Here is a 24,055-nt window from a genome sequence, read left to right on the forward strand (position 1 = left end):
GTTATTCATTCCCTTCTGTTGTGGTGGGTTGTTCCTCGGTCGGCTGGTCGAGCTTGTCGATTACCGTGATGGCCTGCGCCTTAGTGAGATCTTTTGTGCTGGCGACGGTCTGGCCGAGCGCCGCCGAGATCCAGGCGAGTGCCGCGTCCTTGTCTTCCAAGTTGTTCGCACGCAACAGGGCGTACAGCTTCTTGGACTGCGCTGTCGTGATCATGGCGACCTCGGGAGCTTCGGGGGTCGGTTCCGTGGGTGCTGAATCGTTTTCAGGTGTCGCGGGTTCGGGCTCGGCGTGCTCGATGAACTGTGCCTCTACAGCCGCGCGCAACCCCTTGATTCCGCGGTCGGCCCGGTCGGCGCGAACCCGGACCGGCTGGCTGATTACCTCACCGTCGATCACCTCGTGACGGTCAAACTCGGCGGCCTCGAACACGCCGGAGAAGTCTTGCGGGAACGCGGCCCGCCACGCGGCGGCGTCAGCGCACTTGCCGATCATCACCGTGGGCTTATCCCGCCACATCCCGGTCAGCTCGCCATTGGCCTTTGTCTGCGCATACTCTGCGAACTTGACCACCGCCTCGCCCACAAGCTGTCCGTCGCAGAAGATCTCGGTCTTGGCCGCCACGGGCGGCCCATTCTCGACCAGCACCTCTTGCCAAGCTCCATCACGGCCGCAGAACTGGCGGCGCACCACGGGGCGCCCAAGGCGCTCGCGGCGGGCAATTCGATGCCCAGTAACGCGATAGCCGTCAATGCTCGTCTGGATCGTGTACTTGGTTTCCCAGCGTTCCGGCTCGCCCCGGTAGCCGCCGACCTTCGTCTTGCGGCCGATCAAATAGATCTGCCGGGTGAACGGGTCCAACCCGAGGCGCTTGGCCGTGTGGAAAAACACATCGAGGTCACCGCGCGGCGCGTCGTCTACGCCTAATTGCTTGAGCGCGGCAATCTGTGCCGGAGTGAATTCGGTTTGCGTGTCTGCTATTACGAGCGCGGTCTCGGTGGCCGAAACTACCTCGGTGGTTGTGGCGTCAACGGTCATGCGGGTATGCCTTTCTGGGCGTCGATTTGGTCGCTGAGTTGTTGGATGTTCTTGCCTGCCAGCACCAGGGCAACGGACCCCTTGGCGTGTGGTCTACGGTCGGCAATCTTGAGGTCGCCGACCATGGCGTATTGCGCTGAGCCCATCTGGTCGAGTAGCGCCGTCTTACGGCCGCGCAGTTGTTTCTCGACGTTCTTCAATGTGCCGTCGGACGCCAGTAGCTCGTAGGCCTCGGCCGGTGGGAGCTGGATTTCCGTACCCTTGTCGATGTCCGGATGCATCGCCCGCACGGTCTCGTAGGTCGAGATGGTGTTGTCAAGCTCCGGTTTATTCTCGGTGGCAAGGGATTCGACGAACTCGGCGCATAGCCCGATGATCGCCTCGGCGATTCCGGCGTCGTACTCGACGTGATAGATCCGAGGCTTTCCGTACTGCGCCCAGCACACCAGGTCGGCGGTCTCGTGCCATCCCGTGATCAACATCTGCATGAGGATCTGTGCGGCATAGTCGCGGGGGATCTCGCCGCTGCCGTCGTCACCGAACTCGCCGAGATCCCGTGCCGTTTTTACCTCGACGACGCGGCGCAGGCTGCCCCGAGATCCGCGCAAGTCGATGGTTGCGAGGTTGGGGAACGGTAGATCCGGGTTCGAGATCTGCACCTCACCACGCGAGATGCGCCAATCCGGATTCTTGAACTTCCAGTACTCGCGGGCGGCCAGCTCGCACGCATGGCCGTAGTCGAAGTCATCCTGCCGAGCCTCGGAGATCGGCGCCGGTTCGATAATGCCGGCCATTTCGTGCCACAGAGTGTATTGCGACTTCCAGCGCGAAATACCAAGGATCGATGGGACTTTCGAGGGTGTGATGATGCTCAGCCATTCAGGCGAACCGGGCTCGATCATTCGGCCACCTCCACCCACTCGCGACCCGTGTTCCCGAACCACTTTTCGCCCTCGTGCTCGCTGGTGCACCAGGCGAGTTCGCCGTCCCAGATCGCAACAACATGGCTCCCCGTGCTTGCCATATGGCTGCCGGAATGTAAGTAATCGCGCGTGCACTCATAGTCGTGTTCGTCGCGGATGGGGAAGGCGGCCGGGCAGTCGCTTCGGTTGTGCGGGTGCGTCTTCATTCCTTGCCCGCCTTCGGCTTAACGTCGAAGTGGTGCAGGATCACGGCGGCGGCGTAGTCGGGGTGCGCGTCGGCGGGGAGATGGGCCAGCATGTCCGTGAGCGCTTGCTTGCGCGCGTCGCGCTCATCGAACAGGTTCGTCCACTCGGCCACGTATTGCCGCAGACCGTTTGGGCTCCAGACTCGACCGACGAAAGTTGGTGCTTCCGGGTCGATTTGAGCTGTTAGGTCTTGGAGCTTGTCGGCCATCTCGGAGACCATTTCGAGCAACGCTCTTGTTGGTTCTGGCATTACGCACCTACCTTCCGGCGACTGGCGCGACGACGACCCGCGCGCATTTCGGTTGTGACCTTTGTGGTTCCGCAGATTCGGCAGATTCCGACAGCGTCGATTAGCCGTTGGAACATGAGCCGGTGACGGCAGTTGCTTGAGTCGCGATGTGTGGTCATTCGGCTGCACCGGCTTTCGGATCGACCATCTCGGCCAGCGCCTCGGCGGCGTTCATTCCGGAGTCACGCAACCGCTGGTATGCCCCGCGCACTCCGTCCCAGCTGGATAGATCGGGTTTATCGTCGGTGACCACCAGCCATGGGTTACCTGGAACGGCGCCGAGCAAGTAGCCCATGTCGTAAGGCATTCGGCGGCCAGGGCGCCGCACTTTTCGATTGAGCCGAGCCTGTCGGCGCAGGGCCGAGACGTTGCCGCGTCGAGCGCGGCGGGCGTCGCGGTTCTTGGCCCGCCGCTGCCGTACCACCGACTCGGGGACGGTCCCGGCGTAGACGTGCTTGCTCTGTAGGCCGATGATGATCGCGGCGTTGTTGATGCCCTTGATGTCGGCGTGCTGTTTGTTCAACGCGGCCAGCAGCTCCGGGGTGACTGTGCTTTCAGGCAAGTTCATTCGTGTATTCCGTTCTGGTGGTGGGTGATTGGAGCTGCGTACGCGGCCGGTGCGGAGAAGATCCCGGCAACCACGATGGCCACGAATGCGATGACCATCAGGACAGCGGACCGATCGCGATACCGGCCCCGTCGGTGCACTTGGAGATCGAGCAGCACCCCGACCAGAAACAGCGCGGCGAGGATGGCGAATACCGTGTATTCCCTAGAGAACTCGGCGAATAGCGCACCCAAGAGGGCGACCAGCGCGACGACGCAAAACACATGGCGCCTGATGGCGTTCGTCATCGGGCGCCCCCGACCCGCTCGCGGTCCATGTTGGCGACGGCCTGGTGCACGCGCTCGCGCATGATGTCGTCGAGCACCTCCGGAGGCAGGGTGACGAGCGTGCCGCCGTCGAATTGGATTTCGAGAACGCGGTCAATACCGGTGCCGAGGCGAACCGACTTGAGGGCGCCGAGGGATACGACCAGGCTTGCGTACTCGGTCTGGTGCGAGACGTGGCCGACGGTCATCGGGCACCACCCCCGACGCGCTGCGCAGGGGTGTAGATACGGTGGGACATGACCGGCCTCCTTTAGGCTGGTTGAAGTGGCCCCGACGGCCGGGTGGTTCTTGGCAGAGGTGCCCGCCGTCGGGGTTTTCCTATTCAGTTGTGGTCGAACGGATTTCAGCTCTTGTCGTAGTCGGCGAGTAGTCGTTGAATCCCTTTCGGGGTGACGCGCGGTTGTGGCGGGTCGAGCACCAGCACCCCGGTTTTCGGGTGGTAGTGCGACTGGGGGAGCACCGACATATAGCCGGTCTCGATGGCCGATTGACGCACCCGGTATCGGCCGTCCTCGCCGCCGCGCTTGATCCACCCTCGGCGGTCCAGCTCGGCGAATAGGCGGGTGGCGCCAACCTTGACGCCAGCGCGGGTGAGCGCTTGGGCGGCGTCGCGCACCGAGAGGTCGCCATCAGCGTCGAGCAGCTTGTCGGCAACCTCGGCCTTGGGCGCCAGCTCGGCGATCTTGGCCTCGGCCAGCTCTGCCCGCTCGGTTTGATCAGCGGCGGCGCGAAGGGCGGCGGCGTACGTCTGGGGGATCTGGTGTTGTACGACCTCTGCCTCGCGCGTCTTGATGACGAAATAGGTCTGCGCGGCGGCGATTTCAGGCTTGCGGGGGTCGCCGTTGAGTGCCACCAGGTAGCAGGCGTAGCGGGATAGGTGGTAATCCTCGGCGTCGCGGCCCTCGGACTTCTTGACGGCGCTGGCAAAAAGCCTGGTCACCTCGTGTCCGCTGTTGCGGGCAGCGATCTTGGCCCGGCTCACCGCGTCGGCGAATCGGCGCCAGGAGTCATAGCCGAGTAGTGGCATTAGCGCGCGCGCTGACCAATACTCCCGACCCTCGTACGTCACACACCGGATCGCATCGAACGGTGAACTGAGCGTGGTCGGCCGTACGGGCTCGCCGTCGTCGCCCACCATCCGGAAGGTACCGACGATGTGGCTCACGAGGCCACTGCCTCATTCTCGAACCAGCGGGCAATCGTGGTGTGGGAGACCGGGATTCCCGATTCACGCGAGACAACATCGGCGATCTTGCGCCAGCCGTGTCCGGCTGCTCGGCCTTGGCGTACGAGGCCGGTAAGGGACTTCCGCTTCGTCGATCCGAGCTGGATCTCGATCAGCTCACGGGTTGGGGATGGCATGCCCAGAAGTGTTAATTACAACATTGTAGTTGTCAACAACCGAGACAGTGTTGGAGTGTCGTTTGGTGTGGTCATGGCGTAACAATGTGTTGCAGCGTGTCATGCGTGTTGCTATTGTTTGTGGCATGACAAGCGCAACACGTCCTGCCCAGGGATGGCGTCCTGCCGACAGGTTTGGGCACAGGGTCAAGCTGGTTAGAGCGGAGCTGAGCATCACTCAGAAAGAGGCAGCGGAGCGCTGCGGAGTGACCCCTCGCGAATGGCAGAACATGGAAGATGGCCGGACGCCGCGACGGATGGACCTAAAGGTCCGTCAGATCGCGATGGCGTTCGGCGTTGACCGTGACTGGCTAATGTGGGGCGGCGAGCTTGCACCCGAGGGTGACGGTGGTCCTACGGGCGCGGCTGTAACGTCAGACAAATGGAGTTGATGCAGTAGCGCTGATCGGTGGGCGTCGGGTAGCCCTCGCCCTCGAACACATGCCCCAGGTGGCTGTGGCAGTTAGCGCAGATGACCTCGACACGACGCATACCCAGCGACTTGTCGGGCTTCAGGATCACCGCATCCGAATCGGCCGGGTCGAAGAACGACGGCCAGCCGCAATGGGATTCGAACTTCTCGGTGCTGCGGAACAGTTCGGCTCCGCACGCCCGGCAGGCGTACACGCCCTCGGTCTTGGTGTCGGTGTACTCACCGACGAACGGTCGTTCGGTACCCGCGCGGCGCAGCACCGCGAACTCCTCAGGAGTCAGTCGCTCCCGCCACTGCTCGTCGGTCAGATTCACCTTCGGGTCGTTCGATGTCGTCATCGGTCGCTGACTCCTTAGTGCTTGTCCCAGCCGTCATCCAGTCCGGATCTAGCCCGTTATCCAGTGTGCCAGCGGCCTTGGCATCCCGGTATCGGAGTACCAGCACCATCATCACGACGATCAGCAGCAGGCACCATCCGTAGGTGATCTTCAGGTACTCCAGGGCCCGGCCGGTCGTCAGCCAGTGCACGAGCAGCCAGCGGTCCATGGTGAAGAAGCCGTAGATCGCCAGCCAGGCCGGCCAGTTCCGCAACACCGAGTTGGGCAGCACGATCGTCATGACGAACGGGAACAGTGCCATCGAGTAGTAGCCCTGCCCCAGCCCCAAGAGCAGGAACGAGGCGGTCAGCACCACACCGCCGGTGGTCAATGCCCAGAATCTGGGGTCGCGCTGGCGGTAGTACTTGTACAGCAGCCACACGCTCACCAGGGCGATCAGCAGGAACGCGATGCGCAGGAAGTCGATCAGCGGCGTGGGGAGCCCGTAGTACACGCCATTGCCGGCGATGGAGCTGTTGAAGTAGTCGCGGGTCTCACCCAGGTACCTCATGGTGCGTCGGAAGTAGTCCCAGCCATCGACGATCCGCACCTTGTGCGGGCCGAACATCGCCACGAGATTGAAGAAGGCGGGGATGCCGAAGGCGGCCGCGAAAACCCGCCACTGCCGGTTCAGCAGCGGCAGCAACAGCAGGGGAGCCAAGAGTGGTTTGATGACCAGCGTCAGGCCTATCGCGACGCCGGCCAGCCATTCGGAGTTCTTGTTCCCGTCCAGTAGCCAGCGGAAGAACAGCACCTCCAGCAGCAGCACCACGCCGTTGATGTTGGTGAAAACAATGGTGTTGGTCACGCTTTCGGTGCAGAACATGGCCAACAGCAGCGCCGGTGCGGCCACCGAGGCCAGCGTGAGGTTGAACAGCCTCAGCAGGAAGTAGGCCGCGATCACGATCGCGATGGTGTTGATGGTGATGAACCAGTACCGCGATGCGTCCACGGGCAGATATCCGAAGGGCGCCAGCAGCAGCGTGCCACCCGGTGGGTAGATGTAGTGCGGGTCGACGTAGCTGAAGTTTTCGTTGTAGACCGGCAGGTGCCGCTTGAAGGCGATGACGGCGCGGTAGACGGGCCCGAAGTCGTCGGTGATGTAGCCGTTGGTGCCCAGCACGTAGCTGCGGTGGATGACCGCCAGGATGGCGACGGGCCACAGCACCGATCGCAGGATCGTCGCGACCGAGGGCGGCGCGGTCGGAGGTTTCAGGGCCTTCGAGACGGAGTTCTTGAAGCCTTCAATCAGGCCTGAAAAGGACGTATCGACTGACACCACTCAGGCACCGTACCTTGAGCGCCCAGGGCAGTTCCGGCAAGTAGGACTAGGCCGGGCAGAACGTGTCGGTCTCCGGGAGCTTCCCGTCGTTCAGGTAGGCGAGGAAGGGCGGTTGCGCGCATGCGGTGTAGACAATCGCACCGTGGCCGATGCCCTGCCACATGACCCGCTTGCTCGCGGCCTTGGCGTTGATGATCACCGCGGCGGTTGGCGACACGCCCTCGCTGCCGGAGATCGGGTCGTGTTGTCCGCCGAGGATCAGCACGTTGATCTTCAAGTCCTGCGGCGGGTTCGGCTTGGATCCGCTGGGCCATTGCAGGCAGTTCACCAGCCCGAGGGCGGAGGTGCGCCCGAACAGCGGGTATTGCTTGCCCCAGGCCACCACGAGCTCGCGTACCCGATCAGGGGTGGGTCGTGCCAGCGCGTCGCTGCAGGAATTGACGAACTGCCCATCGGAATCGCGCAGTACGTTGGCCCGGTCCACCAGGGGGGTGAGGGCCTCCCGGTCGGTACCGCGCGCCGCGTTGAGTGCGTTCGCGAGGTTTTGGACGACGGCGGTGCCGTCGCCGATCGGGTACCCCAGTGCCGTGGTGATCGCCCTGACGATTGTCGCCCGCGACCACGGCAGTCCACCGTTCTGAGCGCGGTTCAACAGGTCCCCGACGGCACCCGCGGGATCCGGTCCCAGCGGGCAGTTGTTGGCGACGCACTGTGCCGCGAATGCGTCGAATGCCGACTGCTCGCCCTTGAGCCGTTGTTCGGCGGCCGCTTCGGCGGTGATGTCGACGGCCACAGGGGAGTCGAGCATCAGCCGCGCCAGCTTGTTGGGGTGGGACCCGGCGTAGGCCAGGGCGACGCGGGCGCCACTGCCGATGCCGAGGAGCGCCAGGCCGGGCACATCCCATTGGGCGCGCAGCGCCTCCAGGTCCTCCGCGGCATGCGCGTCGTTATAGGCGGAGTCGCCGGGAGAGATGGTGTCGGTGCAGTTGGTGGTGGCCGTTTCGACGATCTTTCCCAGGCTGGCGACGGGATCGTCGCCGCCCCGGTTCTGCGCCAGGTCACGCATATCCCGCAGGTCCCAGGTGTCCCGGCAGGTGATCGCGTCGGATCGCCCGATACCGCGACGGTCGACGGCCACCACGGGGCGCTGCTTGAGCACTTCCGCGCCCGGGCCGTTGAGCCACGTCGCCAGCTGGACCGAGGACGGCAGATCGGAGCCCGTGGTGAACACCAGCGGGCCAGCGTCGGCAGGTGTCTGGGAGGTCTTGGCGCGCACCGCGCCCAGCGTCACGCTGCCCGGTGCTCCGTTGATCGGGTCCAGCGGCGCCTTGTATTCGGCGCATTCGAGCGTGAACGTCGGCGATGTGGTGATGTTGGCGCTGCCGAGCACCTCACGGGTGCAGTCCTGCCACGACAGGTCCACCTTGGGCTTGTCGATCGATGGAGGGCCGCTCGGTGGCGGTGCGGTGGCGGGGCCGGCATTTCCGTGGCCCTCGTCCATGGCGAAATGCGGTCCCGCCGAGGGGCCGGGCGCGCACCCAGCCAGTACCCCGGTCAGCAGCTGGGCAACCGCCATCGCCCCCATTAGCCGTGCACGCATGCCGACCACAGTATCGGGTGAATGTCACTCAAGCCCGGACGTGCCGCGCGAACAGGTAGCCGTCGGCATCGCCGAGTAGCAACACTCGCCGCCACGACGTGAGCTCTTCGGAGGGGCTTGCTGTGATCCGGCCTCCGCCGCCGACGATCGTGATGGGTGCGGTGGTCAGGCACAGTTCGTCGACGAGCCGCGCCGCCAGCAGAGTGCCCAGCAGGGAGGGGCCTCCCTCGCACAGCACCCGGGACAGACCCCGGTCGTGCAGCTGCGCCAGCGCCGCACGCAGATCGACCTTCCCGGCGGCATCGACGGCGAGAACTTGCACACCCGCCACCTGAGACGTGACGTTCCTCGCCCCGGCGGACGAGGTCACCACGATGGGTGCGACCTCGGACTCGGTGAACAACGGGATGCCCGGATCTACCGCCCCTGAGGCCGTGACCACGGCAATCACCGGAACCTCGCTCTGTCCGCGTGCCTGGCGGCGCTGGCGCAGACCGACCGGCAGATGTGTTCCGTGGTAGCGCTCGGCCCGGACCGTGCCGGCCCCGACGAGAATCACATCGGCGTTGGCGCGCATTGCCGCGAATACGGCCCGGTCGCCCTCGCCGCCGAGTCCGCCGGACAAACCGGTTACCGTGGCGGCCCCGTCCAGGCTGCCAATCATGTTGGCGCGCAGGCAAAGTTCATCGCTGTCCGGGTAGTCGTAGAGGTCGACCAGCTCGCCGGAATCCACCGGCGCCCCGGTCGTCAGCTGTGTGAGCTGTATCCCAGCCGGGCCCCGTATCGCCTGTTCACCCTCACTGTCGGCCACAAGGAGATCTCAACACGCCGTTACGCTGCCCGTGTGACTGATCCGCAATCCGGTGCCGTTTCGGGCCATTCCCCGTCGCTTCGCTCGCCCGGGAACCTCCAGCACCTTGCCGACCGGCACCCCACCGTTTCCAATGAGCGGCTGATTGCGCAGCTGGTGCCGCCCCCCACGTTCACGTCGGTGAGTTTCGACTCGTACCGGCCTGACCCCAACGAGCCGACGCAGGCGGCGGCCGTGGAATCGTGCCGCGCCTTCGCTCAGGAGGCGACGATCCGCCGGGCGGGCAAGAAGAAGCTGTTCGGCAAGCGCGAGGTATTGCCCGGTGTCGGCATTTATCTCGACGGCGGGTTCGGAGTCGGTAAGACCCACCTCTTGGCCTCGATCTATCACACCGTGCCCGGCCCCAAGGCGTTCGCCAGCTTCGGTGAACTGACGCAGGTGGCGGGGGTTTTCGGCTTCCTGGAGTGCATCGAGCTGCTCGCGGAGTACACGGTGGTGTGCATCGACGAGTTCGAGTTGGACGACCCGGGCAACACGACGCTGGTATCGCGGCTGCTCTCGGAGCTGGTGGCGCGCGGGGTGTCGATTGCCGCCACCTCGAACACACTGCCCGAGCAGCTGGGCGAGGGCCGGTTCGCGGCACAGGACTTCTTGCGCGAGATCAACACGCTGTCGGCGATCTTCAACACGGTGCGCGTCGAGGGCCCCGATTACCGCCACCGCGACCTGCCGCCGGCCCCCGAGCCGCACACCGATGATGAGCTTCGCGAGCTGGCGGCGTCGATCGAGGGCGCGACCTTCGACCAGTTCGACGATCTGTGCCGGCACCTGGCGAGCATGCACCCGTCGCGGTATCTCACCCTGATCGAAGGTGTGACGGCGGTGTTCATCGCGGGCGTGGAGCAGGTGCACGATCAGGCGGTGGCACTGCGGATCGTCGCCTTGACCGACCGCCTCTACGACGCGGGTATCCCGGTGGAGGCCTCGGGCGCGAAGCTGGACACGGTTTTCGACGACGAGATGGTCGCCGGTGGATTCCGCAAGAAGTACCTGCGTGCCACCTCGCGGCTGCTGGCGCTCAGCGCGGCTCCGCTGCCAAGCGCTATATGACCCGCTGCATCACGTAGTCGTTCTCCAGGCGTTCGCCCACCTGGAAGGTCTTCGTGCCGCTGCGGTTGAAGCCGTGTTTGGCGTAAAAGCGCTGCGCGCGTTCATTTTCCTGGTTTACGCCCAGCCAGACACCGATCGCTCCGCGCGCGGCGGCATCGGTAAGGGCCGCGGTCATCAGGGTGCCCGCCACCCCCGCCTGGTGGAATTCGGGCAGCACGTACATCTTGGAGAGCTGCATGGCGGGCCGCAGCGTGACGGCGCGCTGCACGTCGGGGTCGTCGACCACGCCGTCGACGAGCATCGAATACCCGACGATGACGTCGTTCTCGCGAGCCACCAGCACGCGGTGCTCGCGGATGTACTCGTCGAACTTGGCCGTGCTGAGGTTGGCCGCGATGAATGCCGCGATGTTCTCCGGTGTTGACGACGCCGGACACGCGAGCGGGAAGGTGCGGGCGGCGACAGCTGCGAGTTCGGTGCTGTCGGCAGCCGTCGCGCTACTGACCTGAATCGGCATGACCGGCACGCTACCTATACTTGGCGCGGTTCCGAGACAGCGACCATGTTGATGACCAACCCTGAGGAGCACCATATGACGCGGCGCGTGACGGCCTTCGGCGAGATTCGTGACGCCGTGGTGGGGCAGGGCCTGCGCACACTTGCCCGCACCACCCCGTGGGTGGAAACCGAGCTAGTGGGTATCGCGCAGGTGGTCAAGCCCGGAGATGTGTGCCTGGATGTGGGTGCCGCCGCCGGTTTCTACACCGCGGAGCTGGCGCGCCTGGTGGGTGCGGACGGCCTGGTGTACAGCCTGGAGCCGCTGCGGTTCGCCCATGCCACGTCCTCCGCGGCCCTGGGCCTGCGGAGCGCACAGAACGTGCGCCGCCATGCCGTTGCGCTCGGCACCAACCCGGGTGAGCAGGTCATGAGCGTTCCGCTGCGCAACGGCAAGCCGATCACCGGACGGTCGTTCGTTGACGCCGGGGCTGACGGGCTGGGCTCGAACGCCGAGTTCGACGAGCACATCCGGGTGGTCGTGGACACCGAGACGTTCGACGGGTTCTGCCAGCGCCTGAGCATCACGCGGATCGACTTCGTGAAGATCGATGTCGAGGGTGCCGAGCTCGATGTCCTGGTGAGCGGCGAGAAGACCATCGAACGGACCCGCCCGGCGATGATGCTGGAGGTGGAGGATCGCCACATGGAGCGGTTCGGTCGCACCGCCGAGGACATCGTCGCGTGGTTTACCGCGCGGGATTACCGGATGTCGGTATGGAGCGCCGACTCCTGGCGGCCTGTGGAGAAGGTCACCGAGACCTATCGGAACTATCTGTTCCAGCCCCGCTGAGAGCTCAGAGGTCCCATTGGGCCAGGTGCACCTGAGTCTGCGATGAACGCAGCACGATATGACGTACCGGTCCGCGGTAGACGTCCCAGTACACCGCGCCGCTCACGGTCGAACCCTGAGGCGCGTTGCGCAGCGCGTAGTTCAGATCGTCGGGCTCATCGGTGCGCTGGGGCTCATAGGCATCCCCGGTTTCCGGTGAGATGCCGCCAAGCTTGAGCGCCATCAACAACGCATACGCGTTGGGCACCTTGGTCGGCCGGATGGTCACGTACGCCTTCCAGATGATGCCGCGCGGAGGAGCCATTCCGGCCGGTACACCGGTGGGTTCGATGTTGTGCACGGTGACATCGGCGCCGATGGTGCCGTAGTCGAAATGCAGGGTCTCGCCGATGTGCCCGATGGGCGTTACCCGCTCGGGTTGCGCGGTCGCCGCCGGAGCCAGGGCCATGGCGATGGCGGCGAGGGCGGCGATGAGCTGGAATGCAGGGCGTAGACGCACCCAGCGATCTTGGCACACGTCATGCCGGCGACGGTGCCACATGGCTCTTCGGCATTCGCCCGGTATGGAGGCGCTGACAACCTACGATGTCCTGATGGGAGCGGTCCGCCGCACCGGAGGAGGCGTGAAGTATGCGCGTATTGGTCACTGGCGGTACCGGATTCGTGGGTGGATGGACGGCGAAGGCCATTGCCGACGCCGGGCATCAGGTCCGTTTTCTGGTGCGCAAGGAGGCCCGCCTGCAGACCACGGTGGCGACGCTCGGTGTCGACGTATCCGACTACGCCGTCGGCGATATCACCGATCGGGACTCGGTCGAGGCCGCGCTCGACGGATGCGACGCGGTAGTGCACAGCGCGGCCATGGTCAGCACGGATCCCCGGGAAGCCGACCGGATGATGTCCATAAACCTCGAAGGCGCCCAGAACGTTCTCGGGACGGCGGTTGACCGGGGCCTCGATCCGATTGTGCACGTTTCCAGCATCACCGCGCTGTTTCGGCCGGGTCTGGAGACCTTCGAAGCCGACCTGCCCGCGGCCGGAGGCAGCGACGGATACGGTCAGTCGAAGGCGCGGGTCGAGCTGTACGTGCGCGACCTGCAGGACTCTGGTGCACCGGTGACCATCACCTACCCGGGCATGGTGCTGGGACCGCCGGTCGGGGATCAGTTCGGTGAGGCAGCCGAGGGGGTGCGCTGGGTCCTGCTGATGAGGTCCGTCCCGGGACGCAGCGCGGCCTGGCTGGTGGTCGACGTCCGAGACCTCGCTGCCCTGCACGCCGCGCTGTTGGAACCGGGGCGGGGCCCGCGACGCTACACCGCGGGCGGTCATCGGCTGGAGGTCGACGAGCTGGTGAACGTCTTGACCGATGCGGCCGGCAGCACCGTGCTGGCCGTGCCGGTGCCCGACTCGATGCTGCGGGTCGCGGGAACGGTCATGGATCAGATTGGGCGTTATGTGGCGCTCGATACTCCGATGACCGAGGCAGGGATGCAGTACTACACACAGATGCCTGCGTCCGATGACTCGCCCAGCGAGCGTGAACTCGGGGTCACCTACCGTGACCCACGGGAAACCCTGACGGACACCATCGTCGCCTTGCGCGGTCAGAAGGCGACCTCGAGATTGTTGGGCTTATGGCCCTTCTCAGAATAGAGCGCGCCAGTGCGCTGTCCGTCGGCGAAGCTTTCGCGCGAATCACCGAGTGGCCGCGGCACAGTGAGCACATTCCGCTGACGACGGTATCGGTGACGAGCGCGCCGCCTGCGGGGGTGGGTACCACGTTTGTGGGGCGAACAGGTCTGGGAGCCATAGGTTTTGACGACCCGATGACGGTCACGTGGTGGCAGCCGCCACGAGAGGGGAGCCCTGGCCGCTGTCGGCTGGAGAAGACGGGGACCTTGATTCTGGGATGGGCTGAGATCGAGGTAGAGGCGCAGGGCAGTGGTTCACGCGTCGTGTGGACCGAAGAGGTGAGCATTCGGGGCGTGCCGCGCGTCTTCGACCGATTGGCACAGGCGGGCGGGCAGTGGATGTTCGGCCGCGCGATCGACGGATTACTGCGCTAGCGGGAAGCGCGCCACTGCGCGATGGCGATTCCGATCTCGGTCGCGGGTGGGTCGCCGTAAATCCACTCGCGCGCAATGCGATGCCAGTTGCCGGTGACATTGAGCTGGCCGAGTACACCGAAGGTGTAGAAATCCGCGCGGCGCGAGAAAATATGCTCGGGAGGCAGGTTTTGCCTGCGCATCCCGGAGAACTCGCTCGAACGTGGGTCCACCGCGAGAATCATCGCACTAGAAGCGATTTCCGGGGTGATGGTCATTTCCTCGTCGACAAGATTCCACCCCGAAGCCGCATGGCAGTACTCCAGACAGTCCTGGGGGGTGACGTCCGAATGCGGCTCCACGATCCCGCGCGTCACCATCGCGTCGTACATGTCCTGGGCGCGGCCCTCGGTGGCAGCGCGCATGATCGTTCGTTCGAAGTCGACGTGTTCGGGGTTCATTCGGTTGTACAACCCGAAGTCCACGAATCCGATGGTGCCGTCGGCCGCGCGCAGAATGTTCCCCGGATGCGGGTCGCCGCAGAAGTCGTTGTCCTGGAACAGTGATCCGATATAAAACCGGAAGATGAGCTCACCGATGCGGTTGCGTTCCTCGTCATCGAGTGTCTGCATGAAGGGAAAGGCTTGCCCGTCCAGGAATTCCGTCACAAGAATCTGCGAGGTGCACAGCTCGGGTAGGCAGTCGGGGATGACGATGAACGGGTGTCCGCGATAGCGTTCGGCGATCTCGAGTTGCGTGCGAGCTTCCCGCGGATAGTCGAGCTCGCTTTCCAGATTCATGGAAATCTCGTCCATGAAGGCCGAATTGGACAGCGTCGGTAGCGCTTTACGCCAGAACTTGGTGAACAGCGCGAGGTTCTGCATGTCTGCTCGTACCGCGTCATCGACGCCGGGGTATTTGACCTTGACCGCGACCTCGCGCCCGTCGTGCAGGATGGCGCGGTACACCTGGCCGATGGAGGCGGCGGCGACAGGAGTTTCGTCGAAATCGCGGAAGTTCTTCCGCAGCGCTCCGAGGTTGGACTCGATGATCGGGCGCATCACCGTAAACGGCTCACGCGGAGCCTGATCGCGCAGCCGGGCCAACTTCTGGCGGAAGCGCTCGCGATGGGCTTCGGGCACCATGTCCACTTCCAGCATCGACAGCAGTTGGCCCAGCTTCATCGCCGAGCCCTTGAGCCCGCCCAGCACGGTCACGAGCTGATCGGCCGCCTGCAGTGTGGAGCGTTCCGCGAGGAGCGCGCGTGCTTGTTCGGATCGCCCGATCATGGAGAGCCGACTGCTCGCGGTGCGTACCGCCTGCCCGGCTGCCAACTTGCCAAGCGCCCGGCCGCGGGTGATGCGTGCCAGGGGGACCCCGTCGGTCATGCGGTGCCGCCGCGCGCGCTGGTGAATGCCAGGTGTAGAGGCTGGTCGGGATCAAGCGTGAGGCCGTTGAACTCGGCGATCGATGCGGCGAGTCCGGAGAGGACGGTGGTCAGGTACTCCACGAATGTCTCAATGGGCATCGGTTGCGCACGTTGCTGATTGGGGCCCAGGAACCATTCGGTGGCGGTACCAATGGCACCCGCGGCAGAGCTGACCGCTAAGTCGGCGTCGTCGATGTCCACCGTCTCGTCGTCGATCGCATTCGACAGTATTTCGGCGATGTCGTGCGTCATCTGCTGCGCGGTCTCTACCAAACGCTCAGTGCCATCACTGGAATTGACGAAATGGCCGTGCACGATGAAGCGCAACACATTCGGGTGATCCGAAATCATGCGCGCGTACTCCTGGGCGCCATGCTGGACCAACTCGCGGGCCGAGTCGGCCAGCAGATTTATCCGGTCCATGGCCGCGTTCCACACCATGTCTTGTACGCGTTCCAGCACGGCGCTGTGCAGGTCGGCCTTGTCTTCGAAGTAGCGGTACAACTTTGGTTTGGCTACTCCCGCCTCTCGGGCGATGTCGTCCATGCTGACGATGGAGCCGATGGCGTCGATGGCGCGAAACGCGGCGTCCACCAATTCTTCCCGGGCAACCTTGCGGCGGTCGCCACGTCGGGCGGCGCCGGGGCCGACCTTTGACGCGATGGCTGTACTCACGCTTTCCACGCCTCTCATCACCAGTGATGGTACGTGTGCCCGGCCTCTGGTTCGCCAGTTCGGGACGACACACGCGTGCTGCCTATTGTGCTAGCGCCGTGCGGTATGGATACTACCAGTAGTACTCGGAGTACTACTAAGAAATCGCCAGGTCAGACGTCAATGGAGACGTCCCAGGAAGGAGTTCCGTCATGGCTGTTGTCGAGCAGGGGCGGCGGGGAGTCGCGGCACGCGAGTTGCCCAAGGTGCGCCGGATGAACTTCCGATTCGGTGAGCCGGCCCCCATGAAGAAGCACTACGTCGAGGGCGACATCGTCTTCAGTCACTTGGTGTCGCTCCTTTCCGGCGCGTTTCCCCCCGGTGAGGAGTCCTTCATCAGGTCCGTGCGCAACTACGCCGACCAGATCACCGACCCGGTGTTGAAGAAGCGGGTGGCGGGCTTCATCGGACAGGAGGCCATGCACGGCCGCGAGCATCGCAAGCTCAACGAGAAGATCATCGATATGGGCTATCCCTTGGTCCGGATCATGAACTTCGAGGAGGGGAGCCGGCGCGAGAAATTCGTCATCGCGCTGGAGAAGCGCGCACCCAAGATCGCACATCTGGCTATGACCGCCGCTGCCGAGCATTACACGGCGGTGCTCGCCCAGCGGGTGCTCTCCAGCGCTGAACTGCAAGAGATTCCGATGTCCGACGAGGTTCACCACCTCCTGAACTGGCACGCCATGGAGGAGATGGAGCACAAGTCTGTCGCCTTCGACGTGTATCGCTCGGTGGGTGGTCCGGAGTCGGTGCGCATCGGCGTGATGTCGCTGATTTGGGCGGGCACGCTGCCCTTGATGACGCTGGCCGTCTTGGCGTCGATCCTCACCGACCCCAGTGGATGGAAGCCGTTGGCAGTGCTGCGGCAGACCATCGATGTCTACCGCGGCCCGCTGGTAAAGGGTTTGATGCGTGATATCGCCGAATACATGCGCCCCGGATTTCATCCCGACGATGTCGACACCGAGGAGCTGCTCGAAGAATGGCAGGGAATCCTCTTCGGTTCCGAGGGCGAGCTGAATGATCGCTTGCCGGGCCGCCGTGCGGTGGGCCAGTGACGGCAGAAGCCATCCGGGTCACCGGCAGCGACACCACCGGGAACGCGGTCCTGGAGGTTGAAATCTACGGCAGCACACATGTTCTGGACTGGCCGAGGGGTAAGAAGCTGCTCGACGTACTCCTGGACGCTGGGATCGACGCGCCCTATGTATGTCGCGAATCAGCCTGTGCCACCTGCATGTGTTCGGTGCGATCGGGTCAGACGCGGATGCTGATGAACGAGTCTCTCATCGACAGCGAGGTGGCCGAGGGGTTCACGCTGGCGTGCCAGACGCTGCCGGAATCTGACCGGGTACAGATCTTCTTCGACGCGTGAGTAAGGACTCCCGCGACACCTGGCGGAAATTGCGCCAGGCGTCGCGGGAGAACCGTGCCCGGGTCCACCCGCAAACCCGCAGGGCCGGGCCATGATCCAACGCCACCGCAGCGGTGGCGCCCGCCGCCACGACCATCCAGCACGCACGCAGCAGGATTTTGACGGTCCGGGGAGTGGACGCGAATCCCTCGTGTAGCGAGTCGATCTGGAACGCCACGTGATGATGCTCATCGTCGAGGATTCGCATCGACATCGCCTCCACCGCGGGGTCGCCGCACTGCGACATCGCGGCGTAGTAACTCAGGGCGATCACCTCGGCCACCGTCAGCACCATCACCTCCCAACGCAGCGTGAACATCCGGCGAGCCGATACGAACACCGAGTTCGACCAATGTCGCGACAGCGGCGGCACATCGAGGTGCTCCAGGCTTCGGCCCAGGAGGTGGGCGTGCTGCTGTTCTTCGGCGACGAACAATTCCAGCGCCCGCGCGTAGTGGGGGTCACCTGTGCGCGCCTTGCGGAGCAGCACCTCCCCATCGCCGCGTTCGCCGATTTCGAAGCGCTGCAGGGAACGTCCGATGGCCAACGCGGCCTCCCTGGACAGCATGGTGTCGCCGCGCCAGTTGATCGCGGCATCGACCTCCCGGTTGCGCGTACGGTTCCGTTCGAAATGGTCGACCCAGTTCATGCCGCACGGTAGCAATCAGTTGTGAAGCACCTGTGAAGACGCAGATGGGTCTTTCAGTTAGGCATGAATACTCAGGGATAAGCTGAGTATCTGCTGATCGAGTGAGGTGGATCGACTATGGCGACATTTGACCTGCTGGTGCGTGGCGGCCTGGTGTTCGACGGGACGGGCGCACCCGGCCAAGCTCTGGACGTCGGGATTCGCGGCGGCAAGGTGGTGGCCATGGCCCCCAGCCTGTCGAGTGCCGACGCGAGCGAGGTCATCGATGCCGACGGCAAGTGGGTTATCCCCGGCATGGTCGACGTGCATACCCACTATGACGCCGAGGTGCTGGTCAGCCCGGGACTCGGCGAATCGGTGCGGCACGGTGTCACGTCCGTCATTTACGGCAACTGCTCGATGTCCGCCGTGTACGCGGATCCGGAGGATGTTGCCGATCTTTTCGCCCGGGTGGAGGCCCTGCCGTGGGATGCGGTTCATTCCGCCCTCAAGGAGCACAAGGACTGGGACGGGCCACGTGGGTACCGCAAGTGCATCGAGTCACTTCCCTTGGGCGCCAACGTCGCAACGCTGATCGGGCACTCGGATATCCGTGCGGCGGTCATGGGTCTTGCGCGTGCGACCGACTACGACGAACGCCCCACATCCGAGGAGCTGACCCGGATGCGGGCCATGGTGGCCGATGCCCTGGACGCCGGTTTCGTCGGCTTGTCCACCGACCGGCTGCGTTTCTCCAAGCTGGAGGGCACCCGGTTCGCGGGTCGGCAGTTGCCGTCCACCTACGCGACCTGGCGCGAGTACGGCGCGCTCTATGACGTGGTGCGCCGCCGGGGCGCGGTGGTGCAATCGAACCTCGACGTGGAGAAGCGGCCCGAGACGGTCATGCACTTCTTGCTCAGCGGTGCTCGCCCCTGGCGGCGCTCCCTCAAGACCACGCTGCTGGCGGCCTTTGATCTGAAGAGCAACCGGTCGGTGATCAATCTCCTGAAGGCGGCGACCGGCGCTCTGAACCCGCTACTGCGCTCCCAGGTCAACTTCCAGCTGCTGGCGGTGCCGTTCCATCTGTACTCCGACGGTATGGATTTGGTGATTTTCGAGGAATTCGCCTCGGGCACGGCGGCACTGGATATCCGTGATCAGCTCCAGCGGGTCGATCTGATCAGGGACGAGGGGTATCGGCGACGGTTCCGCAAGGAGATGGCCCAGAAGTACGGGGTGGTGGCCTGGAATCGCGATATGTACGACACAGAGATTGTTGCTTGCCCCGATGAGTCGGTGGTAGGCAAGTCGTTTGGTCAGGTGGCAGACGATCGTGGGGTGCAGCCCGTCGACGCCTTCCTCGACCTCGTGTCCGAGTACCCGGGCAAGGTGCGCTGGCACACCACCATCGCCAATGACCGAACCGACATTCTGAACGAGGCCATCAAGTACCGCCATTTCCAGCTGGGCAACAACGACTCCGGTGCGCACCTGCGCAACATGTCCTTCTATAACGCGGGGCTGCGGTTACTCAAGCGCGTGAAGGAGGCCAGCGAGGCGGGCGTGCCCTTCATGCCGCTGGAAGCCGCGGTGCACCGGCTCACCGGCGAACTCGGTGGGTGGTACGGACTGGATGCCGGCCGTCTGCGCATTGGAGACACTGCCGATATCGCGGTGATCGACCCTGCGGGCCTTGATGATTCGCTGGAGGAGTATCACGAGCAGTTCATGGACGAATTCGGGGTGTCGCGGCAGGTATGCCGCAATGACAAGGCGATCGCGGCCACGGTCGTCGGTGGGCAGCGGGTGTACTCCTACGGCACCTTCGTCGAGGGCTTCGGCAGCACGGTCAAGGCGGGCCGGTTCCTGGCCGCGAGCTAGCTCAACCAGCCCATGTTCTTCCCGAAGGCCTCGGCCGCCGGAGACAGTGAGCCCAGCTCGCTGCTGCGCTGCACATAGCCTTGGATGGCAACCATGAACTGCATCGGGTTATAGATGTCTTCCTCGTTGGCCCATTGATTGTCGCCGGCGTAGCGGAAGATGCTGATATTCGTTGCTTCCCAGATGCTTCCGTCGCCAGGGTCCTTCATCCGATTGACCAGCTCGCAGATGACCCAGCCGTGTTCCTCGTCGACCACATGCCAGTTGGAGAAGTAGTGCGGCATCTCGGCTCCGGGGAACTCCGACATGGTCTTAACCATGGATTCGCGGATGGCCTCGCGCCCCTCGAACGTTCCGTAGGTCGGTTCGATATAGCTGGCTTCCTCGGCGAATAGGTCGGCGTATGTGGCCCACTCACCCTTGGGGCCTATCTCATCGACCACCCGGAGGTGATGGTCGAACATGTTCTGCAGCTCGTCGCGTGACCACTGTCCCATGGCCGGACACTAACACCGGTCACGAATCCGAATCCGGGCTTTCGCCGGTATCACTCCGGAATTGAAAGCGGCGCACAGAAATTCGCGCGGCTACAGTAGGCCGAGCTGTTCGAGGTCCGTTGCGTACTTGACGATGAGATCCTGGGTGAGGTGGGGGATGTCGATGTTCTGGACGGCCTGGACGCCTTCGCGGAATCTGGTCGCGGGTATGAAAGCCCCGTTGTGCGCGTGCTGCGGGTACCGGTACGCGTGCAGCAGTGGCAGCAGGGAATGCTGTTTTTGTTTTTCGGGCAGGCCGCGGAGGGCGGTGTCGAAGCGGGTGAACCAGTCGCCGTAGTTGTCGATGCGCTGGATGGGGTAGCCGGCGTCGATGAGCCAGTCGACGAAGTTGTCCAGCGAGATGCCGTCGGAATGTGGGTTTACCGAATCGTAGGTCTGAAATCCTTCAGAAGACGCAACTGCGCTGCCGAGTGCGGTAATGGCTGATGCCGTGAAATCGGCTGGCAGCCCGTCATAGTGGGCGTGCGGACGCTCACTCGTCGCCTGTTTCTGGTAAAACGACCCTGGGGCGATGCCGGTGGCGATGAGGCTGAGGATAAGCCGGGTGAACTGGTCGGGGACGTTGAGCTGGCCGGTATAGCGGCTGTGGGCCAGGATCATGTCGGAGCGGAACACCGCGACCGGCAGGCCACAGAGGTCGTGCGCTTCGCGCAGCAGCACCTCGCCCGCCCACTTGGCATTGCCGTATCCGTTGGCGTACCCCTCGTCTATTGGCCGGACCCCGCTGATGGTGCGGATGTCGGAATCCTCATTGAACACCCCGGGATCCACCGACATGGCCACGGCGACCGTGGACAGATAGGTGACAGGCTTGATCGTGGTGGTCAGTGCCAGCTTGATGATCTCCGCGGTGCCAACGACATTCGGGCCGAACAGCTGGCTATAAGGGAGCACGTGATTGACCAGGGCCGCGGGGTGAACGATGACGTCCACGGTGTCGGCCAGGCGCTGCCAGGTGTCCGCATCGAGCCCCAGGTTCGGGTCGCCGATGTCGCCGGGGAGCACCTCCAGGTGTTTTTCGGCCAGCGCCCGGAAGTGTGCCAGCAGCTGCGCGTCGCCGCTGCCGAATGCCTCTTCCAGGCGGCGGTAGGCGGCGTCGGCGTCCTTGCCGCGGATGATGGCGATGAGCTTGCCGCCGGTTTTGTCTAGGCATTCAAGCCATTCCAGTGTCAGGAACCGTCCCAGGTAGCCGTTGGCTCCGGTGAGTAACGCGGTCTGCGGTGTTCCGACGGCTCGGGGGAGCGCGGGGGCCGCCCGCAGCGTGGCCTCGTCGATGAACTTGTCCAGGGTCAGGTCGGCGGCGCGGATCTCGGTGTGCCCGGCGCCGTGCACCGTTTCGGCGGTCGGTTGGGCCGACCCGGAATCGCGGTGCTTTTCGATGATGCGCGCGATGGCGGTCAAATCGTTCGCGGCGCTGACGATATCGCCGACCGGAACGTCGACGGCGAAGATGTCGCGGAGCAGATCCGAGAAGGACAGGGCAGAGAGGGAATCGCCGCCGAGGTCGATGAAATGCGCGTCCGGGCTGACCTCTGCCGCGGACAGCCCCAGTAGCGCCGTCACCGCACGTTGCACGGTGTCGAGGACCGGCTTGCCCTGGTGTCCGGCCGCGTGCAGCGCCTGCAGTTCGAGCGTCTGGGCGCTCGCGATATCGGAGTACAGCTGTTCGAGACGGGCACCGTACTTCTCGTGCAGCTTGGGGCGAGCCAGCTTCGCGATACCGGTCAGCAAGCCGTTGGCGGCCGTGAACGGCTCGGTCTCCACCAGGAAGTCGCGGGGCACCTCGTAGGGTTGCAGCTCGGCATCGCGGGCCACCTGCTGAAGTGACTCGGCGATCAGGCGTCTGAGTAGTTCGTCATCGCCGTGGCTTAGCTCGAACGCCTCGGAGGTCGGTACCACCACGGCCAACAGATACGATCGCTCGCTGCTTCCATAGACGCAAATCTGGTGCACCAGTGGGCTGTTGGCATACTCGGCCTCCAAGTTGGCGATCGCGACGAACTCGCCCTGAGACAGCTTGATGACGTTGTTGCGCCGGTCGACGATCTGGATCTTGTCGGGTTCAAGCTCGGCGACGATATCGCCGGTCTTGTAGTACCCATCCGGATCGAACACATCGGCCGTGACGTCGGGACGCTTGAAGTAGCCTCCGAACACCGACTCGGCCTTGACGAGCAGCTCACCGCGCGGGTGCGGCTTGTCGGTGGAGAAGTAGCCCAGCTCGGGCACATCGATCAGCTTGTAGTCGATGACGGGCGGGCGCTGGATTCGTCCGTTGCGCACAATGACCCCGGCTTCGGTGGATCCGTATCCGTCGGTGATGCGGGCGTCGAGGCAGGACTCGATGAACGCCGCGAGCTCTTCCGATAATGGCGCAGAGCCGCAGACGATGGTCAAAACGCGTCCCCCGAAAAGGTTTTCACGGATCTCGGCTTTGACGTCCGCGCCGAGTGCGGCGAGGTTGGCCGCGGGATCTTCCCCGGCGCGGCGTTCGACCTCATTGCGGTAACGCTGAAAGAGCATGTCGCACACGCGGGGAACGAGAGTCACCACCGTGGGGCGGGTGAGGGTGATGTCCTCGAAGAGGGTGGACATATCGCTGGACGCCGCGAAGTAGGCGAGGCCGCCACAGGCCAGCGCGGTGACCAGGCTGCCGCGTCCCATCACGTGGCTCATCGGCATGAAATTGAGGTTGATCAAAGGAATTTCGGCCTTGGAGCTCAGGGTGTCGGCCCGCAGCCATGGTTTCGCGACCATCTTCTCGGTGTATGTGGCGCCCTTGGGGGTGCCCGTACTTCCCGAGGTGTAGATCACCAGGGCCAAGGGGTCGTCGCCTTCGGCGGCGGTGAACAGGGGAGCCTCCGGCAGGGCGCGCCCATGTCCGATCACCGCGGATATCACGTCAACGGAAATCGGCAGGCCGGCTTCGGCGATCCGGTGCTGCGCGGATTCGATGCTCTCGTGCTGTGTGTCGACACCGGGGTGGTAGTCGAAGACAGTGATATGCCGCAGGGACGGCGTGACGAGTGCCGATTCCATTGCCGCATCCAATAACTCGGCGCTTACGGCCAGTACCGAGGGTTCGGACTCGGCAAGGATCGCGGTCCAATTCGATGCGGGCGCGCTGGTCTGCAGCGGCACCGCTACCGCGCCCAGGTGGATGCACGCGAGATCAACCGCGGTGTAGTCGACGCTCGTGAAGCCGAGCATCGCGACAAAATCGCCGGTCCGCACCGGAGCGTGGGCATCGTGATGCCAGGCAGAAGCCAGCGCACGGGCCATACCCCACAGCTCGCCGTAGGTGACGGTCTCGAATTCGGGCAGCGGACGCAGCGTCGAGCGTCCCGCCTCATCGGTGACGAGCTCCTGGGCGCGGTGTCCGAGGGCGGGACGTTCGGCGTATCCGTCCATGATCGTGGCGACCACCTGTGCGAGCCGCAGACCGGGCACCGCGACGGCGGCATCGACCGCGGTGTCAGGTTTGGCAGCCCGGAACTGCGGATCCTCGGTGAAGAGACGCCTCACGCGGTCACTCAACCGCTGACGACGTGCTTCCTTCGTATGGGCAGCGGTGGCGTCGATCGTCATATCGGGCAGCTTACGAAACCGTCGATTCTGTAAGCGCGGGGGCTCA

The 24,055-nt window shown here is 64.4% G+C and carries 28 protein-coding genes; 8 read left to right on the top strand and 20 right to left on the bottom strand.

Annotated elements, in window-relative coordinates; genetic code table 11:
* Position 1 precedes the first annotated feature (1 nt).
* The 9 genes from B4394_RS15260 to B4394_RS15300 all read right to left on the bottom strand — a co-directional run bounded on the left by B4394_RS15260 (position 2) and on the right by B4394_RS15300 (position 4,750).
* A complete protein-coding gene (locus B4394_RS15260; RefSeq protein ID WP_078315577.1) occupies positions 2–1,036 on the bottom strand; it encodes a recombinase RecT in 1,035 nt (344 codons plus the stop codon).
* Positions 1,033–1,938: a YqaJ viral recombinase family protein gene (locus tag B4394_RS15265; protein ID WP_078315578.1), complete on the bottom strand. Its 906-nt coding sequence runs from the start codon at positions 1,936–1,938 to the stop codon at positions 1,033–1,035. The genes B4394_RS15260 and B4394_RS15265 overlap by 4 nt, the downstream gene beginning before the upstream one ends.
* On the bottom strand, positions 1,935–2,165 hold the full coding sequence (locus B4394_RS15270; RefSeq protein ID WP_078315579.1) for a hypothetical protein: 231 nt from the start codon (positions 2,163–2,165) through the stop codon (positions 1,935–1,937). The genes B4394_RS15265 and B4394_RS15270 overlap by 4 nt, the downstream gene beginning before the upstream one ends.
* On the bottom strand, positions 2,162–2,455 hold the full coding sequence (locus tag B4394_RS15275) for a hypothetical protein (RefSeq protein WP_286142086.1): 294 nt from the start codon (positions 2,453–2,455) through the stop codon (positions 2,162–2,164). The genes B4394_RS15270 and B4394_RS15275 overlap by 4 nt, the downstream gene beginning before the upstream one ends.
* A 154-nt stretch (positions 2,456–2,609) precedes the next feature.
* A complete protein-coding gene (locus tag B4394_RS15280) occupies positions 2,610–3,062 on the bottom strand; it encodes a hypothetical protein (RefSeq protein WP_286142087.1) in 453 nt (150 codons plus the stop codon).
* Positions 3,059–3,349, bottom strand: coding sequence for a hypothetical protein (locus B4394_RS15285; protein WP_078315581.1), 291 nt, complete (start codon positions 3,347–3,349; stop codon positions 3,059–3,061). The genes B4394_RS15280 and B4394_RS15285 overlap by 4 nt, the downstream gene beginning before the upstream one ends.
* Complete coding sequence (locus B4394_RS15290; RefSeq protein WP_286142088.1) at positions 3,346–3,576, bottom strand: hypothetical protein; 231 nt, start codon at positions 3,574–3,576, stop codon at positions 3,346–3,348. Before B4394_RS15290 ends, B4394_RS15285 begins: the two co-directional genes overlap by 4 nt.
* Positions 3,577–3,731: 155 nt before the next feature.
* On the bottom strand, positions 3,732–4,553 hold the full coding sequence (locus B4394_RS15295; RefSeq protein ID WP_139360224.1) for a phage antirepressor KilAC domain-containing protein: 822 nt from the start codon (positions 4,551–4,553) through the stop codon (positions 3,732–3,734).
* Positions 4,550–4,750 carry a hypothetical protein gene (locus tag B4394_RS15300; RefSeq protein ID WP_078315582.1) on the bottom strand — a complete coding sequence of 67 codons (201 nt, stop codon included), beginning with the start codon at positions 4,748–4,750 and terminating at the stop codon, positions 4,550–4,552. The genes B4394_RS15295 and B4394_RS15300 overlap by 4 nt, the downstream gene beginning before the upstream one ends.
* Positions 4,751–4,875: 125 nt before the next feature.
* Here B4394_RS15300 and B4394_RS15305 point away from each other — a divergent pair, with 125 nt between their 5' ends.
* Positions 4,876–5,181 carry a helix-turn-helix domain-containing protein gene (locus tag B4394_RS15305; RefSeq protein WP_078315686.1) on the top strand — a complete coding sequence of 102 codons (306 nt, stop codon included), beginning with the start codon at positions 4,876–4,878 and terminating at the stop codon, positions 5,179–5,181.
* Here B4394_RS15305 and msrB read toward each other — a convergent pair.
* The 4 genes from msrB to B4394_RS15325 all read right to left on the bottom strand — a co-directional run bounded on the left by msrB (position 5,144) and on the right by B4394_RS15325 (position 9,292).
* Entirely contained in the window at positions 5,144–5,560 is a 417-nt protein-coding gene (gene msrB / locus B4394_RS15310) for a peptide-methionine (R)-S-oxide reductase MsrB (protein WP_139360225.1), read from the bottom strand. The genes B4394_RS15305 and msrB overlap by 38 nt on opposite strands.
* Complete coding sequence (locus tag B4394_RS15315) at positions 5,493–6,851, bottom strand: glycosyltransferase family 87 protein (RefSeq protein WP_502688401.1); 1,359 nt, start codon at positions 6,849–6,851, stop codon at positions 5,493–5,495. Before B4394_RS15315 ends, msrB begins: the two co-directional genes overlap by 68 nt.
* A gap of 76 nt (positions 6,852–6,927) precedes the next feature.
* A complete protein-coding gene (locus B4394_RS15320; RefSeq protein ID WP_078315687.1) occupies positions 6,928–8,481 on the bottom strand; it encodes an alpha/beta fold hydrolase in 1,554 nt (517 codons plus the stop codon).
* 28 nt (positions 8,482–8,509) lie between these two features.
* The gene (locus tag B4394_RS15325; protein ID WP_078315584.1) at positions 8,510–9,292 is read right to left on the bottom strand and encodes a pyrimidine reductase family protein; all 783 of its coding nucleotides are present in this window, start codon (positions 9,290–9,292) and stop codon (positions 8,510–8,512) included.
* A gap of 33 nt (positions 9,293–9,325) precedes the next feature.
* Here B4394_RS15325 and zapE point away from each other — a divergent pair, with 33 nt between their 5' ends.
* Positions 9,326–10,402, top strand: a complete 1,077-nt coding sequence (gene zapE, locus B4394_RS15330; protein WP_078315585.1) for a cell division protein ZapE — start codon at positions 9,326–9,328, stop codon at positions 10,400–10,402.
* Here the strand turns inward: zapE and B4394_RS15335 are convergent.
* Positions 10,395–10,919 carry a GNAT family N-acetyltransferase gene (locus B4394_RS15335; RefSeq protein WP_078315586.1) on the bottom strand — a complete coding sequence of 175 codons (525 nt, stop codon included), beginning with the start codon at positions 10,917–10,919 and terminating at the stop codon, positions 10,395–10,397. The two genes, zapE and B4394_RS15335, sit on opposite strands and share 8 nt — an antisense overlap.
* A 75-nt stretch (positions 10,920–10,994) precedes the next feature.
* On the opposite strand from B4394_RS15335, the gene B4394_RS15340 reads away from it, so the two are divergent.
* On the top strand, positions 10,995–11,750 hold the full coding sequence (locus tag B4394_RS15340; protein ID WP_078311125.1) for an FkbM family methyltransferase: 756 nt from the start codon (positions 10,995–10,997) through the stop codon (positions 11,748–11,750).
* Positions 11,751–11,754: 4 nt separating this feature from the next.
* Here the strand turns inward: B4394_RS15340 and B4394_RS15345 are convergent, their stop codons facing one another.
* Positions 11,755–12,249 carry a DUF1942 domain-containing protein gene (locus B4394_RS15345; protein ID WP_139360226.1) on the bottom strand — a complete coding sequence of 165 codons (495 nt, stop codon included), beginning with the start codon at positions 12,247–12,249 and terminating at the stop codon, positions 11,755–11,757.
* 131 nt (positions 12,250–12,380) lie between these two features.
* On the opposite strand from B4394_RS15345, the gene B4394_RS15350 reads away from it, so the two are divergent.
* A complete protein-coding gene (locus tag B4394_RS15350; protein WP_078315588.1) occupies positions 12,381–13,403 on the top strand; it encodes an SDR family NAD(P)-dependent oxidoreductase in 1,023 nt (340 codons plus the stop codon).
* The gene (locus B4394_RS15355; protein WP_078310910.1) at positions 13,385–13,816 is read left to right on the top strand and encodes an SRPBCC family protein; all 432 of its coding nucleotides are present in this window, start codon (positions 13,385–13,387) and stop codon (positions 13,814–13,816) included. Before B4394_RS15350 ends, B4394_RS15355 begins: the two co-directional genes overlap by 19 nt.
* Here B4394_RS15355 and B4394_RS15360 read toward each other — a convergent pair.
* Positions 13,813–15,183 (bottom strand): ABC1 kinase family protein, encoded by a 1,371-nt coding sequence (locus B4394_RS15360; protein ID WP_078315589.1) that lies wholly within the window; start codon positions 15,181–15,183, stop codon positions 13,813–13,815. The two genes, B4394_RS15355 and B4394_RS15360, sit on opposite strands and share 4 nt — an antisense overlap.
* Positions 15,180–15,908 (bottom strand): TetR/AcrR family transcriptional regulator, encoded by a 729-nt coding sequence (locus B4394_RS15365; protein ID WP_078310908.1) that lies wholly within the window; start codon positions 15,906–15,908, stop codon positions 15,180–15,182. Before B4394_RS15365 ends, B4394_RS15360 begins: the two co-directional genes overlap by 4 nt.
* Positions 15,909–16,090: 182 nt before the next feature.
* Here B4394_RS15365 and B4394_RS15370 point away from each other — a divergent pair, with 182 nt between their 5' ends.
* Positions 16,091–16,999 carry a metal-dependent hydrolase gene (locus B4394_RS15370; RefSeq protein WP_078310907.1) on the top strand — a complete coding sequence of 303 codons (909 nt, stop codon included), beginning with the start codon at positions 16,091–16,093 and terminating at the stop codon, positions 16,997–16,999.
* The gene (locus tag B4394_RS15375; RefSeq protein ID WP_078310906.1) at positions 16,996–17,316 is read left to right on the top strand and encodes a 2Fe-2S iron-sulfur cluster-binding protein; all 321 of its coding nucleotides are present in this window, start codon (positions 16,996–16,998) and stop codon (positions 17,314–17,316) included. Before B4394_RS15370 ends, B4394_RS15375 begins: the two co-directional genes overlap by 4 nt.
* Here the strand turns inward: B4394_RS15375 and B4394_RS15380 are convergent.
* The gene (locus B4394_RS15380) at positions 17,255–18,004 is read right to left on the bottom strand and encodes a ferritin family protein (protein WP_078315590.1); all 750 of its coding nucleotides are present in this window, start codon (positions 18,002–18,004) and stop codon (positions 17,255–17,257) included. The two genes, B4394_RS15375 and B4394_RS15380, sit on opposite strands and share 62 nt — an antisense overlap.
* A gap of 117 nt (positions 18,005–18,121) precedes the next feature.
* Here B4394_RS15380 and B4394_RS15385 point away from each other — a divergent pair, with 117 nt between their 5' ends.
* Positions 18,122–19,864, top strand: coding sequence for an N-acyl-D-amino-acid deacylase family protein (locus B4394_RS15385; RefSeq protein WP_078315591.1), 1,743 nt, complete (start codon positions 18,122–18,124; stop codon positions 19,862–19,864).
* Here the strand turns inward: B4394_RS15385 and B4394_RS15390 are convergent.
* On the bottom strand, positions 19,861–20,361 hold the full coding sequence (locus tag B4394_RS15390; RefSeq protein WP_078315592.1) for a nuclear transport factor 2 family protein: 501 nt from the start codon (positions 20,359–20,361) through the stop codon (positions 19,861–19,863). The genes B4394_RS15385 and B4394_RS15390 overlap by 4 nt on opposite strands.
* A gap of 90 nt (positions 20,362–20,451) precedes the next feature.
* Positions 20,452–24,009 carry a carboxylic acid reductase gene (gene car / locus B4394_RS15395; RefSeq protein ID WP_078315593.1) on the bottom strand — a complete coding sequence of 1,186 codons (3,558 nt, stop codon included), beginning with the start codon at positions 24,007–24,009 and terminating at the stop codon, positions 20,452–20,454.
* Positions 24,010–24,055: the final 46 nt, after the last annotated feature.

Source organism: Mycobacterium sp. D16Q16, assembly GCF_002013745.1.
In the GTDB taxonomy this organism is placed as follows: domain Bacteria; phylum Actinomycetota; class Actinomycetes; order Mycobacteriales; family Mycobacteriaceae; genus Mycobacterium.